This is a genomic window from Pseudoalteromonas luteoviolacea (assembly GCF_001696455.1).
Taxonomy (GTDB): domain Bacteria; phylum Pseudomonadota; class Gammaproteobacteria; order Enterobacterales; family Alteromonadaceae; genus Pseudoalteromonas; species Pseudoalteromonas luteoviolacea_C.
Genome location: NZ_MAUJ01000003.1, coordinates 191,155 through 206,858, shown reverse-complemented (window position 1 = coordinate 206,858; position 15,704 = coordinate 191,155). Strand labels below are relative to the sequence as shown.

7 protein-coding genes and 1 pseudogene are annotated in these 15,704 nt (G+C 42.3%); 4 read left to right on the top strand and 4 right to left on the bottom strand.

The window, feature by feature from the left end:
• Positions 1-58: 58 nt before the first annotated feature.
• From A7985_RS11680 to A7985_RS11665, 4 genes and pseudogenes are all read right to left on the bottom strand, one after another.
• Positions 59-745, bottom strand: a complete 687-nt coding sequence (locus tag A7985_RS11680; RefSeq protein ID WP_065790646.1) for a hypothetical protein — start codon at positions 743-745, stop codon at positions 59-61.
• A 184-nt stretch (positions 746-929) separates the two neighbouring features.
• A pseudogene (locus A7985_RS11675) lies at positions 930-4,027 on the bottom strand (efflux RND transporter permease subunit).
• Positions 4,027-5,133, bottom strand: a complete 1,107-nt coding sequence (locus A7985_RS11670; RefSeq protein WP_065790645.1) for an efflux RND transporter periplasmic adaptor subunit — start codon at positions 5,131-5,133, stop codon at positions 4,027-4,029. Before A7985_RS11670 ends, A7985_RS11675 begins: the two are co-directional and overlap by 1 nt.
• A gap of 17 nt (positions 5,134-5,150) precedes the next feature.
• A complete protein-coding gene (locus tag A7985_RS11665; RefSeq protein ID WP_065790644.1) occupies positions 5,151-5,876 on the bottom strand; it encodes a TetR/AcrR family transcriptional regulator in 726 nt (241 codons plus the stop codon).
• Positions 5,877-6,100: 224 nt separating this feature from the next.
• On the opposite strand from A7985_RS11665, the gene A7985_RS11660 reads away from it, so the two are divergent.
• The 4 genes from A7985_RS11660 to A7985_RS11645 all read left to right on the top strand — a co-directional run bounded on the left by A7985_RS11660 (position 6,101) and on the right by A7985_RS11645 (position 15,700).
• The gene (locus A7985_RS11660; RefSeq protein ID WP_065790643.1) at positions 6,101-6,307 is read left to right on the top strand and encodes a hypothetical protein; all 207 of its coding nucleotides are present in this window, start codon (positions 6,101-6,103) and stop codon (positions 6,305-6,307) included.
• A gap of 167 nt (positions 6,308-6,474) precedes the next feature.
• Positions 6,475-7,164 carry a hypothetical protein gene (locus A7985_RS11655; protein WP_065790642.1) on the top strand — a complete coding sequence of 230 codons (690 nt, stop codon included), beginning with the start codon at positions 6,475-6,477 and terminating at the stop codon, positions 7,162-7,164.
• A 70-nt stretch (positions 7,165-7,234) separates the two neighbouring features.
• Positions 7,235-8,029: a siderophore-interacting protein gene (locus A7985_RS11650; RefSeq protein ID WP_065790641.1), complete on the top strand. Its 795-nt coding sequence runs from the start codon at positions 7,235-7,237 to the stop codon at positions 8,027-8,029.
• A gap of 318 nt (positions 8,030-8,347) precedes the next feature.
• On the top strand, positions 8,348-15,700 hold the full coding sequence (locus tag A7985_RS11645) for an RHS repeat-associated core domain-containing protein (protein ID WP_065790640.1): 7,353 nt from the start codon (positions 8,348-8,350) through the stop codon (positions 15,698-15,700).
• Positions 15,701-15,704 lie beyond the last annotated feature (4 nt).

The following is a 15,704-nucleotide window of genomic DNA, read 5'->3' as shown; positions in this document are numbered from 1 at the left end:
GTATATCAGTCATATTCAGGCAGTGGCATTTTGTCACTGCCTGATTTTACATGCCAGTCTATTGAGGCATCTGGTAGGTGATCTCAGTGGTTTCTAGAGAAAAGACTTTGCCATTGTCCAATTCAATCTCGATGTAAAAAGTGATGCTGCTATCTAACTCAGGAGCAGTATTAAGCATTAAATTTAGAATAAACCCAGCGTGGGCATGCTCATTATGGATATTATTTTCAATATATTCTGTGACTGTAAAATAAGCGCGCTTGTCCTCTTCGAACGTGTAAAATTGATTACCAACACTGGCTTCTGTTACCAGAAATAAATCATTTAAGTTGCTGCCTGATGGATACTCATCACTAAAGTCATAGGCCGATGTAACCGTAATAGCGCTAATTTTTTGTGCTACTTGAGGTGGTACAGGAGAGAGCGCGTATGCTTTATTCATTAATGAAAAGGGCTTAAACCGCATTATTTTAGCAGAGTTTTGTACATATTCAGTCTGTGTATCAATGCCGATAATGGCATCATTAAAGGCCACAGTATCATTGCTAGAATACACAGTGCCACGAATAATGCTATCTCCAACAGAGCTTGTATTTTCTTGCCGTTGATATACTTGAACATCAAATCCATTTACAACTATGGTTTTATCTGTGTTTGGTACCGGTAAATCGGGGTTATACGAGTCGGAACCACAGGCAATTAATGTGGTTATGAGTGTTAATATACAAAGTATTTTACGTTTCACCTTGTGACTTCCTTTTGCACTTTCACGTTAGGCTTATTCTAATCTTTGTGGCTTGGGGTACAATTAAATAAATGTTATTTAATGTTACTCGGCAGGTTTTTTTAATATATACGGGAAGACAGAGTAGAATTTAAGAGGGTTATAGCGTGTCGAATAATCAGTATATTCGACAACGCGCCAGAGGTTATATTTGATTGGCAAACTGAGTTTCAGTCAGGGCTTGTTCCGATTCCATTTCGCCGCGGTGATCTTTCGCGAGTTTTTCATAAAGTAATGGCAGTACGATTAAAGTAAAAAATGTACCAATCAACATCCCCGCAACTAAAATAATACCGATACTATTTCTAGCTTCGGCACCAGCACCCGTCACCAGCACGAGTGGGAAGTGCCCTAACACTGTAGCGCCTGTTGTCATTAGAATTGGACGCAAACGCGTGGCTGCCGCTCCTTTTACTGCATCGAATTTGTTTTTACCTTCTAGCTGAAGGTGATTGGCAAACTCTACAATCAAGATCCCATTTTTAGCTATTAATCCAATCAACGTAATGAGGCCGATTTGACTGTAAATATTCACGGTTGTCAGCGACAAAAATGGCAGCATTAATGCCCCAGCTAAAGCGAGCGGCGCACAGCCGAGAAGCACAACGAGTGGATCTCTAAAACTATTAAACTGAATTGCCAGCAAGAAATAAACGACAATCATGGCAACTAACAAAACCCCGACCATCGTGTTGCCCTCTTTACGCAGTTGTCTTGACTCACCTGCATAATCAATCGAGTAATGTGCTGGCAATATTTCTGCTGCAATTTGCTCTATACTACCCAGCCCTTGCTCTTTGGTGATATGCGGCAATACCCCTGCAAGAATTCTAAATGAGTTTTGCTGATTGAATGAGCCAAGCACGCGTGGGCTGGTGAACGTTTCTAGGGTCGCAAATGCAGAAATAGGCACAAGCGTACCTGCATCGGTCCTGATCTGCATATCTAAAATACCTTCAGGGTTGTAACGTTCTTCATCCCCGACAATTGGAATAACACGATATGCTTTTCCGTCTTTGTTGAAGTAATTCACAAAGTTGTTAGACATCAACACACTGAGCTGTTCATTAACTTGCGAAAGGTTTAAGCCAAGATCGGCTATTAATTCACGGTCAATTTTCAATTCAGCTTGTGGCAAATCGATTTTTAAGTCTGTGTTTACGAATAAGAAGTTACCGCTTTGGTTTGCTTTTGCCATGATCTGGTCGGCGTATAATTTCATGGTTTTTGGGTCATCACTGGAGCGTAGGACAACTTCCACATCAAACTGGCCTGCTGTTGGTAACGATGCCGGTAAGATAGGAAACAAGCTCAGGCCAGTGACACTGCCTAGCCTTGCATACAAATCAAATAGTAAGTCATGCACAGAGTTTTCACGCTCTTCAAATGGTGCTAACTCCACGCCACCAAAACCAGCAGCAGCAGTGACGATTTGCCATGTAAACTGACCGCCCTCTGTGGCATTCATGACCCGTGCAGTGTCGTTCATTTTTTCAGAAGTGTAAGCCTGAGAAGACTCAGGTGGGGCCTCAATAACGACTTGAATACTACTTTGATCTTCAATGGGAGCAAGTTCTTTTTGCGACAGCAAATAAAAGGGGACTGACAGCAAAGAAAAGGTAATTGCCACGAAGAAAATTTGTGGGCGCAACTTAAAAAGCGCGTCCAGAGTCTTAAAGTAAAATGCCTGTAATTTGTCAAAGTAGCTATTTACTTTTTGAGTTAGCTTACCCTCTTTACCGCCTTCCGGATTGACATACGCACTCATAATAGGAGAAAGCGTGATTGCCACAAGACCTGAAATTAACACCGCAATTGCGAGTGTAAATGCGAACTCACGGAACAAAAATCCAGTCAGTCCGGTTAAAAAGCCAATCGGTGCATAGACTGCTGCAAGTGTCAGCGTCATGGCTATCACTGGTACCAATAGCTGGCGAGAGCTAATGAGCGCTGCTTGAAGTCTTGGTTTACCTTCTCGCATATGTCGCGCCACATTCTCAACCACAACAATGGCATCATCCACCACCAGACCAACCGACAGTACAATCGCTAGAATAGTTAATAGATTTAAAGAAAAGCCCATCGCATAAATGACGGCAATCGCACCAAGAATAGAAATTGGAATGGTAATAAGTGGCACCATCGCGGTTCTAAAAGAGCCCATCATCGCTACAACCACAATACCAACAAGCAGTACTGTTTCACCGAGAGTGGTAAAGATTTCTTTGATGGAATCGCGCATATACAAAGTGCCATCGTAGCCGATGGAGATCTTCATGCCATTCGGTAAGATCTGGTTAATTTCATCCAGTTTTGTGTATAGCGCATCACCGATGTTAATTTCGTTTGCTCCAGGTAAGGCCCACACAGCCAAAAACACGGTGTCATGATAATCAAGTCGAGCAGTGACTAAGCCTTCGGCCTCGCCTATTTCGATATTGGCAATCGCACCAAGTTTAAGCTGGGTGCCATCAACCTCTTTTACCACTAAGTTTTCAAAGTCAGCAACGCTTTTGAGGCTAGTATTTGCCATTAAATCGATGCGCTGGCGATTATTTTCGCTGTAACCAATTGTCGCAATGGTGTTGTTCGACTGTAGCGCATTAAATACGTCAGTGGCGCTTAAATCGTAAACAGCGAGCTTGTCGCTGTCGAGCCAAACTCTCATTGCTGGGTTTCTTCCCCCTTCAAGGGTTACCTTTTGTACGCCGGGTATGTCAGACATGGAAGGAACGATATTGCGAGTTAAGTAATCACTTACTTCATTACGAGGGAGTCCTTTGGACTCGACATCAAGGTAAAATACAGCGTATGGACTATCTGCTCGCACAATTTCGATCGCTGGATCTTCTGCACCTGTTGGCAGTTCAAACTTGATTTGATTTAACCGGGTTGTCAATTCAGCCAATGCGTCGGTTGTATTGTGGTTAAGGTCTAACCACGCAGTGACTTTGCTAAGCCCTGATGTAGTGACTGAATCCACATAGTCAACACCCGGTACGGTTGATGCGACACGCTCGATAGGTTCCGTCACATAACCTTTAACTACGTCCGCAGCTGCACCCGTATAAACGGTATTGATCACCAAAGAGGCGCTTTCAATTTTTGGATACTGCTGAACCGAAATCTGTTTTGCAGCGTTGAGGCCTGCCAAAATGATGAGTAATGACAGTACGATGGCAAGTACGGCCGGTTGACAAATATGTCCATTACAGAGGGTTTGTTTTCATGTAAAGCACTCATTACTGCGCTCCGCTTTGATCTTCACTTGATGCTATTTGATCTATATATACCAAGAGGTTTTCTTTCAGCTTAAATGCGCCTTCGCTGGCGATAAATTCACCGCCACTCAGACCAGACAATACAATTTGATTGTCTTTTACTTTGTCGCCCAAAGTCACCTTTACGGGTTTAGCTCGCCAGTTTTGTTTGTCATCTTTTTCTAAAACATAAACAAACTCACCAAAGTGGCTGCGAGTAATGGCATTCGTAGGCACACTCACGGCGTTAATTTGCGCAGTCGGTACCTCAACGGTTGCCATTTGGTTGTGGCCATATTTATTGTTTGGATTCGCTAAGAGCGCACGATAGCTTTGCTGTCTAGATTGAGCATCTAAGCTCGGGGTTTTGGCAATCACCGTTGCAAAGTGCAGTGTACTTTTTGCTGCCCCTATAAATGAGACATGGACTTTACTGCCGATGCTAGGCTGAGTAAGCGTTTGTGGTACTTGAAAGTCAACCCAAATTGCATCATCTAAACCAACCAGTGAAGTAATGGCTGTGTTCACATCAACAAATTGACCCGTTTGATACTGGTCTAATCCGGTACGCCCGGCAAAGGGAGCACGGACTGTTTTTTTAGCGATTAATGCCTGCAAGTTTTGTACGTCTGCTTCTCCTACAGCAACATCAGCCTCTGCTTTGTCAACTTCATCAGGACTAATGCGCTTCTGTTCGAGTAGCTTTACAACACGTTGATAAGTTGACTTAGCAAGTTTTACGCGTGCTTTGGCTGCGCGTAGGTTTGCTTCATCGATACTGGTGTCAAGTTTAAGTAAGACTTGCTCTGCTTCTACAATATCACCGGGTTTAAAGCCAACATAGGTAATCAGGCCAGCATACTCGTTACTCACAGTAATGGTTTGTCTGGCTTGGAGTTGGCCGATAACTTTTACATACTGGGTATGTTGTACTGCTTGCACATAGGTACTTTTTACCGTCGCGGAAGGTTCAGGGAATGATTCGCCAAATGCAATTGCCGCCTGCACCTGTTGGAACTTAATAAATCCTAGACCAGCTATTACTGTTAGGACGATAAATATGGCACTCAGCCATCCTTTAATGTTCATAAGGCCTCCTAATTTGGTTAGCGCAGGTTGAGCGCGATAAGTTGTTGCTCAATTTGCATGAGCGAGTCATTGGTTAGTGGCTTTTGCCAAGGGTAGCTGTTCAAAAGGCGCACCGAACTTCGAATAATTGGGTGGTCGAGTTCAAGGGGTTGTTGCAGGGAGTCTGTCCCTTCGACAATTTGTTTCGTCTGCTGAACACGCTGAACTTGCTCATAACCGACGGTCATTGCCCACCCACTAATGATGATTTCCTCAATTACTTGTGCAAGGTTAGGCACGTCCTTGAGTTCACCCGAGTTAATACCGTCGGTGAGTGCGAGTTTAAAGGAGCTTTCGCAGCGGCTGCTGGCTTCAATGATTTTACTTGTCCAATAGGCGGAACCTTTGCGGATAACCGCTTCATTTGTAGCATACGTTTGCAGCTCATAATCAAATTCAAAACACTGCAGTTTTTGCGGTGAAATAAGGCTGATAGCGAGTATTTTTTCAGGTGTACTTATTGGTAAGGCTAGCACTTGATCAAAAACTTGAGAGACATGTACAAAAGATTGGTATGCAAGTGCAAGTACGATGTCTTCTTTGCTCTGCACAAATTTATACACAGAGCCCATCGAAAGACCCGCGACTCGCGCTATTTTAGCCATGGTAAAGTCTGTTACTGAAGACTCATTGATGCAATGTTCAGCAGCTTGAAGGATCATTTGCTGTTGAGTTTGTTGATCATATTTGGGTGCTGGTGCCATATTTTATTCCGTATTTTACGTCTCTTGAATTCTATTCGAACATCATTCGAATGAGGTTATTCTAGAGGGAAATACGATGTTGTCAACAAGCTTTGTAAGTGATGACGGATAACTTTTACACGTTTTGCATTAATTTTAGTATATTAACTAATTAAAAAGCATTGTTTTAAGTCTGGTTTTATTCTAATTTATTCGTGCATTTACACTAAATAAGGAAAATTACAATGAAGTTAAATAAAAAGCACTTAAAAAAACTAACTCACGAAAATGCATTGTTAACGCAGCAAACCCCCAATATCGCGGGTGGCGCAGATACAGCAACAATGGGAGATTGTGCGCCAAACACTTATAATGAAGGTACATGCCCAAGTCGTAGCCCTGATTTAACGGGATGCGCATGTCCAACAACGTCGCCTATTATTTGTTTCTAATTTAGTTCAACTATGCGCCAAGTCACTTTAGCTTGGCGTTCAAAAAAATTTCACATCTATTCACCCCAATTTTTGACCTAGCACGTTTTGCTATATATTCACATTGTTAGACACTAACTCATTAAACTATTTTTCTGAAATAACATAATCGCTGTACAAGGGAACAAATGATAAAAAAACACGTTTTAATCGGGGCTTTAACTTTACTGATGGCGGCATGTCAAACTACGCAACAAGTTAGCCGTCCGACCAATGCCAGTGACTACGATCAAGATTTAAGTGCGCCAAAAATTGCAGGGGAGCTGATACTTGTTGATAAAAAAGTGTTTGAGCAACCCGAATATGGGGCGTCATTAAAATATGTAGATGAGAGCTTTCCGGCGGATTTTATCACTGTTTACATTTACCCGATCGCCAAAACGAGTTGGGATGACACAGAAGAAGTGGTAACAGAAGAGTTGCAACATGTGATGGAAGAGATAGAAGCCGCTAAAAAGCTTGGTAAATATCAAGCGGTGCAATCTATAACCATGCAAATGGTGCAGTTTGAAGCCAAAGGCAAAAAATTCTTGGGGAAACAAGCGCAGTTTATTATGCAACTGCAAAACGGCGCACCCTATCACTCAGAGGCCTATGTTTTCATTGCTGAGGATAAATTCATCAAATTCAGACTGAGTTTTCCCAAACATACAGCTAGAGATAACACGGGCATCGACATAGTAAAAACCGTCTTGCCTGATATTAGGGTGCCCAAAGAGTCGGAATATATGCACACCTTACGCGAATCTCACAGAAAAGAAATGGTTCAAAAATTAATGAAGCTTTTAATGGAAAGTGCAAAATCTGACCAAAGTTAATGTAATGAATTAAATATTTCACGGTGAGGAACGTATTACATATATCAAAGTCTTTAATAGGTTTAAATAAATGGCTGTAGGTAATTATCGCAAAGCAACTGTGCTCACAAGTGAATTTTTAACGCCAAACTTGAAAAGGGTGGTCCTAACAGGACCTGACCTTAGTAACTTTCCTTGTGGTTATGAGAGTGGGTATGTGAAGCTGCTTTTTACCAAACAGGGTAGAGCCTTGCGAGAAGATGAGGCATTCGAGCAGCTCACTAAAAAGAACATCATGATGCGCACCTATACGGTGAGGGCGTTTGATAAAGTAAAGGCAGCTCTGACGATTGACTTTGCATTACATAGCGCAGAAAAAGGCGTGGCTCCCGCGTCGGATTGGGCAAAATCAGCAAGTGTAGGAGATGAAATCATTGTTGGTGGTCCTGGGGCTACCAAGCTAGCAGACCCTGATGCCGCAGCATACTTGTTTGTCGGTGATATGACTGCACTGCCAGCAATCAGCTGCAATTTAGAATATTTACCCACAACCGCGAGGGGGAATGTCATTATTGAGGTGTGCAGTGAAGCTGATATTCACGCCCTAAAAAAGCCCGATAATATTGATGTAACTTGGGTGGTAAATCCGACGCCGGGTAAAAATAGTCAGCTGCTCGAGGCAATAAAAAATAGTAATGGGTTGTCTGAAAAGCCTTTTGTATGGTGTGCGTGTGAATTTGAAACAATGCGTATCATTCGCCGCTACTTAAAAAGAGAACGGCACTTCGAAAAGCAAGATATGTATATCAGTAGCTACTGGAAATATGGCTGCACTGAAGAGCAACACAAAATTGAAAAAAGAACGGATGCCGAGCTTGAAGGGTAACTAAATTATAAACCGCTGCTGGTTTGTTAATAAGCTATCAATAACTGTATCTGTGCCTATTCCTATTTAAAGGCGCGTTTATCATGTGAATTTTTTAATATTATTTGCTAATAGTCCTTGGCTTAATTTAAGCGGCAATAGTTGTTAATAGCCTAGTTTAAAGTTGGTAATTGTTTCTGGTTAAATATGAAAATAATCATACTTAACTGGGCTGATTTACATTTTGTTTGTGTTGTAATCAAATTGTTTTTTTTGGCGTGCCTTTACTGTACTATTCTGCTTTCCTATCGCACCCAGTACTCAGTAAGGAAAGAGTAATTGAAAAGTTCCATTTACTTTATTTATGCTTTGTTTTTATTTTTTGTCACTTCGCTTTTTAGCTTGGCGACCGCAGCAAACAGCAATAATGGTGTCATTGATATTCCAAAAACTGAACTACCCATATTTGTGCCAGTTGGTATGAAGCCAACTTTGCTCATTCCTAATGAAGAGCTACCAGAAGTAACTAATCAAACAGGTTGGGAGTTTACGTTTAATACAGATAATAATGGTGATAAATATATACTCTGGAACAGAGATATTGCTGCAGCTAAATTTGAAGTACAAGGGCTTTTAGAAGACGGTAAATGGGTTGGCATTCGCAAAGTAAATCAATATGGCATTAAAGTTGATAATGAAATATTGAGCTTTCCAAAAATCAGGATAGGGGTTTGTAACTACTTCGGTTGTAATCAGTTGGGCACATCAAATGAGATCTACATTAGTGCACAAACTGGACAGTTTTTCACTATCCCACAAATCATTGAGCCTAAACTTTTACCAGTAATCTTTAATGGTACTTTTTTCATGATGCCTAGAAGCATTGACGCTTCTAGCAATAATGACTTTTTGATTCGTGAACAATTTGTAGACGCCATAACTTATAGTAATCAGTTGTTACTTTGGAGTACAAACATAGATGCCACTGAATTTGAAATTCAAGGCCTGACAGAGGCTGGCGAATGGGTCACGATAAAAACAGTATCACAATATGGTGTTGAAATTGACGACGCAATGCGCAAGTTTCAAAAGCTGAGAGTACGTGTCTGTGATTATCATGGTTGTGGCAATGATTTAAGCACTTCAAAGGCTGTGAAGCCAACTCCATATTTCACAGTGCCGGACTCTCAACCGCTTATTGAACCACAGTTACCGAGTGTCGAAAACGTAGGCGCGATTGCTGCTAAAGCAGGGGTGAATGGCGGAGCTGCAACTTATCATATCCCCGTAAAACTGCCGCCGGGTAGAGCGGAAATGCAACCCAATATAGCATTAAATTATTCTTCTTCGTCGGGCGTTGGTATTGCTGGAAGAGGCTGGTCATTGTCGGGTCTTCAATCGATTAGCCGATGTGATGCAACCGTAGCGCAAGACGGTTACAGCGCAACTCCGTCGTACAGCGCAAGTGATAAGCTTTGCTTGAATGGTCAACGTCTGATTGCTGTAAGTGGCACGTATGGGAAAAATGGTGCGGTTTATCGAACTGAGATTGATAGTTTTGTGTCGGTTAAACAAGTGAATGATATTAATGAGTCTACTACTCATTTCATTTTACGTTATAAAAATGGTCGAACAGCTTATTTTGGCTCTGAAGATCATAGTAAAGTTGTTCATGGTGATAAAGTCGCGGCTTACAGCTGGATGATTGAGTACGAGTTTGATGCCAGTGGTAAGAACTTTATTCACTATGATTATGTTACCGCGGGAGCAGGTGAACAACTTATTAGTACTATTTCCTATACGGGTGATGCGGTTGGCAGCAAAGGTCGAAATACCATTGAATTTACCTACCAAGATAAGCGTCAAAGTTCGTTGCGTTATGTGGCTGGTGGTCGACTTGAGTCCACCAAACGATTGGCAATGATCACAACGAAAGTGTCAAACACTCAAGTTAATAGCTACGACTTAGAGTATGAAAATAACGAGGCAAATAGCACCGAACTGTTGTCGAGTGTGACCCAATGTTTTGCAACTAATTCTTACTGTTTACCGGCCACTAAAATCAATTGGCACAATAAGCCAATACATTATGATGTTAGAAAAGTTGCGGATCGCAAGGGGAATACTCTCACAAAATCGCTTTCATCTAATTACCCCGCAGCATGGTTGCCAGATGGCGATCGCAATGGCGATGGCATAAGGGATTGGCCGAAGCATTTTGTAGACCCTGAGGGTAATAGCAAAGAACACAGCTTGAGTATGCCAACCTGTGTAGTAAGACCTGGCATGATGAAGGCGGAATGTACATCTGGTGATTTTAACCGAGATGGTTTGACAGACTTATGGGTCAAAAACGAAAGTGATAAATTACAACTTGGTTTTGCTCGCTTCGATACAACTCCCGAATGGTTTGAAACAGATATCTCTTTGGGTAAATACGATACGATTACGAATATCTCTGACTTTAATAGAGATGGTTATGCTGACATTGTTATTTACAGAGGAACGGACTTTAAAGGAGGAACGGCTGAGCTTCAGTTGTATATAAACTCAGAAGTTTTAGGGAGTACAACATTTGAGGAGTCAAATAAGCATGTGATACACAGCTGGTATGTTGATCGCTCTCATGACCATAAAAATGTGGTGACATTTCCAGGTGACTTAGATAAGGATGGCATTCCTGATATTGCTATTTCAGAGCCAGTTGAAGTCTCTTTTTCAGGTGGGCAAATATTTACACATGAATTGACGAAAGCACTCTTTTTAAACTGGTCAGCAAGTGACTTAAGCACAAGTGAAGTAGACATTAAGTATAGTGGTGCCAGTGGCGATGAAAGCGCTTTTAGCATGTTATTTGATGTGAATGGCGACGGGTTAATGGACTGGTTAGGCTGGCGTAATGCCAGTGGCTCTGATGGTAATCTTCATGTCGCGATGAATATGGGAGACAGAACCTTTGGAGCGCCTTATTCCTTGGGGAAAAGCATTGTAACTCGACCCATGCATTACCAAAAGTCTACTAATGGGAGTGGAGAAACTGAGTGGGGGCAATACCACATACCAAAATTCCTCAATGGTTTAGTTCCGTTTGATGTGGATGGTGACGGTAAAGCCGAATTAATTATGCCAGGAAAGATAGATACAGAATATTGTGTCAACGTCCGATCTAGTCCGAGTGTTTACGTTAAAAAGTGTGGCGAAGGCTTGTATGGATACTATAACAGTGGCACGAACAATCGAGTCAACCTTCAACCGGGGATTGATTCAAGCATATACAAATATGATGCCTATCACTTTGCCTATAACAAATTGACAGGGGAATACGCAATTGAAGTGAAAAACACCGATATTGTTGGCAGGGCTGGGCTAACCTTTGCCGCAGATGGCTTTGGTAAAGGACTGACTGATCTAGTGTTCTTATACAAGGATAATGATTGTGTGTACGGCCCAGCTAAATGTTATTACAAAGACCCGGTTTCAGGTTCAAAAATGGTAGGTAAGGATATCAACCACGCATACTACAACCGCAACAGCGGCTCGGTATCGAGTGCAAGTAGCCTGAGCACCTACCAGCCCAACGCAATTGTTGAGTCCATACAGGATGGGTTAGGCCGTAAAGCCCGTTGGAAGTTACTGCCTCTGTCGAGCTCACAAGGTGGTGTTGGTACAACGCCACACTATGAAACAGATCATAGCTATATTGGCGCTCTAGATAACGCATTCCATTTTAGCTCCAGCATGTATACGGTATCGCGCTTTGAACAAAGTAACGGTGTCGGTGGTATGTCAGCAATAGAGTATGCCTATAAAGGGGCGGTATTCAGTGCCGATGGCAGAGGCTTTTTGGGTTTTAGAAGCATCATTGAAAAGAACGTAGATAAAAGCTTAATTACGCAGTCAGACTTTTCGCAGGATTTTCCACGTCATGGCAAACTAAAAACAAAAGCAACGTTTAAAGCCGGTGACTTTGACTATACAGCACCGCTGTTAGGAGATGCCAAAAATGAGACAAAGGCGATTAGCCACAGTGAATTTAAATGGGTAGACAATCCATCACATAGTGTTGCATCGGGCAAGGTATATCATGACTATTTAAGTAAGCGTATTCAGGTTACGCGCGATATTAATGATTTAAATACGATTATTGGTACGCAAAGCCAAGAAACACGCAAAATAGACCAGTATGGTAACCCCACTGAAATTTTTTCGAGTATATCGGATAGCTGGAATACACGCTCAAGCCAAATTGTTAACGTTTATGACAATGACAGCACAAACTGGTGGTTAAATAAATTGACTCAAACAGAAACCACGAAGTATGCGGCAACGAACCGTCATAATAACGATGCGCTCACACTCTATCAGGGCAATATAAAAGACTTAGACATCGAAACTCATATCCTGCGTGTTATGAGCGACTTTCACACGAGCCGCAAACCTAAAAAGATAGTTGAAAGTGCCACATCAGGGAAAGGCAAAACAATTTCTACTGCTTTAAATAATTATGGTTTACCAACTAAGGTAACAACGACCGCTAAGATACTCTCCTCAAGTGATACTTGGCACGATAGTAGTAGAACTGAGGTCCTAAGTTATTCGGATGATGGGTATTTTGTTGAGACGGTTAGCAACGCGAAAGGCCATACAATAACAACGGTCACTGATGCCGCAACTGGGTCACCAAAGTCGGTAAAAACCCAAGTTAAAAAGTATGATTATGTGACAACAACATATAGCTACGATAACTACACAAGACCATATACAGAAAAGACCTCAGGTCTGCCTGCTGTTTATCAAGTGACAAGTAAGCCAGATAGCAATGCACCTAGCTATTCAGCAATGCAAGTTACAACGCAATCTGCAGGGAAGCCTACGACCAAAACCTATTTAGATAAGTTTAACCGTGTACTGCGAATCGCGACCCAAAACGATGCTGGGCAGTGGGTTTATGTAGACACAGGCTATGATAAACAGGGTAATAAAACGCGTGAGTCTAGGCCATATCTATATTCAAATCCGCGTTATGACATTGAATATAAAAACTTTGATGCATTGGGTAGGCCTAAATCTAAAGTCACGCCGCAATATTGTGGTCCCAACAGCCATGGCGAGATGACCGCGCATTATGAGTATATTGGTTTAACAACAGAAATAAGCGTGAGCGAAACATGCTATGGACTTGCACTGGGCACCATGTCGAGAAGCTATAGCATAGATAAGCAATTGATTGAAACCCAAGATGCCCTAGGCGGTTACACCCGTTATGCCTATAACAGCATGGGGTTACCCATTGTTGTACGTGACGCCAATGGTAATAGCATTATAGCCAAATACGATGGCATGGGTCGTAAAGTTCAAGTGAATGACCCGAACCAAGGGCAGACTACTTTTACCTACAATGGTTTTGGAGAGGTAGCAAAAGAGGAGCGTAGCAATAATAAAACGGTTAATTTTTATTATGACAGCTTAGGCCGAGTTATTTCACGAAAAGCCACCGGTGAAGGCACGCAAACATTTGTATTTGATACACAAGGTTATGGGCAGTTAGGAGAAGCATCGGCAAATGGGGTCACGCACAAATATTATTACGATAATTTAGGGCGACCTACCATCCATGATGTTACTGGGGATGGGCAGCGCTTTATCACCTATACCTTTTACGATGAAAACTATGGCCGTGTAAGCGGTATGCGCTATCCAAATGGCTTAACGTTGGAGTACAAATACAATGAATATGGAAACCGTAAGTCTATCTCCAACTTGCATACGGGTTATGTATATCAGACCGTTACTAAACGCGATGTGCTGAACAACATTGAACAACAAACACTGGGTAATGGCGTAGTAGACAAAACCTACTACAGCTCAGTGACAGGTCAAATGACCGGACATTACACGCAAAGGTATGGCCATAATTTACTGGGTATTGAGTATAACGGTTACGATGGGTTTGGTAATTTGAAGTCCATGGAGGTGATTTCTGGTAACGTGGGACTGCAACATAGCTATCAAGAAACCTATCATTATGATGATTTACACCGCCTCAAGTCTAATGCAATCGCGGGCATTACAACGATAAGTTATGACTATGATGCGATGGGTAACTTACTCAAAAAGTCTGACTATGCAAGCGAGTATGACTATGACACAAGTATGAGTGGTCATACAGGAGGTGGCCCCAATGCCGTTAAGCGAGTATTTAAACAGGGTCAATGGGTCGGGTTTAGTTATGATGCACGCGGTAATATGACCAAAGGGGATGGCCTTGTCTCAGCCCAATACAACGCCCTAGATAAGCCGACGGCTATCACCAAAAATGGTATGACATCTGAGTTTGTATATGGTCCTGATCATATGCGCTTTATGCAAGTCACTGGCGACACGACGACTTACTATGCGGGCAAGCATTATGAACTAGAGATAGAAAACGGTGAGGTAACACAGCGTGCATTTATAGAAGGTGTGGCGCTGGTGAGTAAAACAGAAGACTACCAAGCCCAAATCCGCTATATGCACAAAGACCGCCTAGGTAGCGCCAGGGTAATGACAAACCGATATGGCAATGTGATTGTAGAGCGTAACTTTGATCCGTTTGGTAAACCACGTTCGGCAAGTGGTGGTTTAAAGTTCAGCGCGAGGTTGGATGACAAAGGCAAAGCCCGAACAAACCGAGGCTTTACCGACCACGAACACTTAGATGAACTCGAATTAATCCATATGAACGGTCGGGTGTACGATTATAACCTTGGGCGGTTTATGTCGGTTGATCCGGTGATTCAGAGTCCAAAGAACTCTCAAAGCATTAACCCTTATTCGTATATTATGAACAACCCACTCGCGGGGACGGATCCGACTGGGTATTGCTCAGCTGCAACTGGCACCAGGATTAAAAGGTGTGGTGACCTGAAGGTCGATGTTGAGATTAAAACATCTAATGGTGGAACTGTAAAAGCGTCAACAGTTGTACAAAATGTAAACTTCGCTAATGGTGCTGAAGTGCGAGCAGCAATGGGCAAGGGAGTTTCTCAAATCGCTGGTGCGTTTAAAGCTGCTTTACCAGATTTGATGTCACAAAACAACATAGCAAATACTCCAACCGAGAATAGTAGCAATATTTCAGGCAGTGGCGGGGGAGGTTGTGGTGGTATATTTGCTGCTGCAGCAGCCGTATGTGGAGTAATACCTCTTCCTCCTATTGCTGGTATGGCTGACGTAACAGGGCAAAAAGAGAGAAATGAGCAAATGGCTATTGCACTCACTAAAGCTCTCAAGGAATTAGCAGGGGGGGTTGCATCACCGCCACCTCCGGACGATGAAGACTTTTCAGACCAATTAAGAGTTACGGATTATAAAGCGAGACAAAATTTAAGAAACTCAGTTGGTGGGCAGAATGAAAGTGGACAAGTTCACCACCTGATCCCGTGGCAGCTTAGACAGCATAAAATGGTGAGGCTTGCCGCGAAAGGAGGGTTTAATATTAATGGCTCTAATAATGCGATGATAATGAGAAATCATAGCTGGTCAACACGACATAGACAGTACAATAGGATTATAAGAAACTTGATGGACAAAGATTTAAGAGCTAACCCTATGATGACACCTAGAGATGCAGCTCAAAGAGTGCAAGGCTATGCTGATAGAGCTAGGCAAATATTAAGTTCAAGTTCTCGTCAATTAGGTAAACATAAATAGGAGA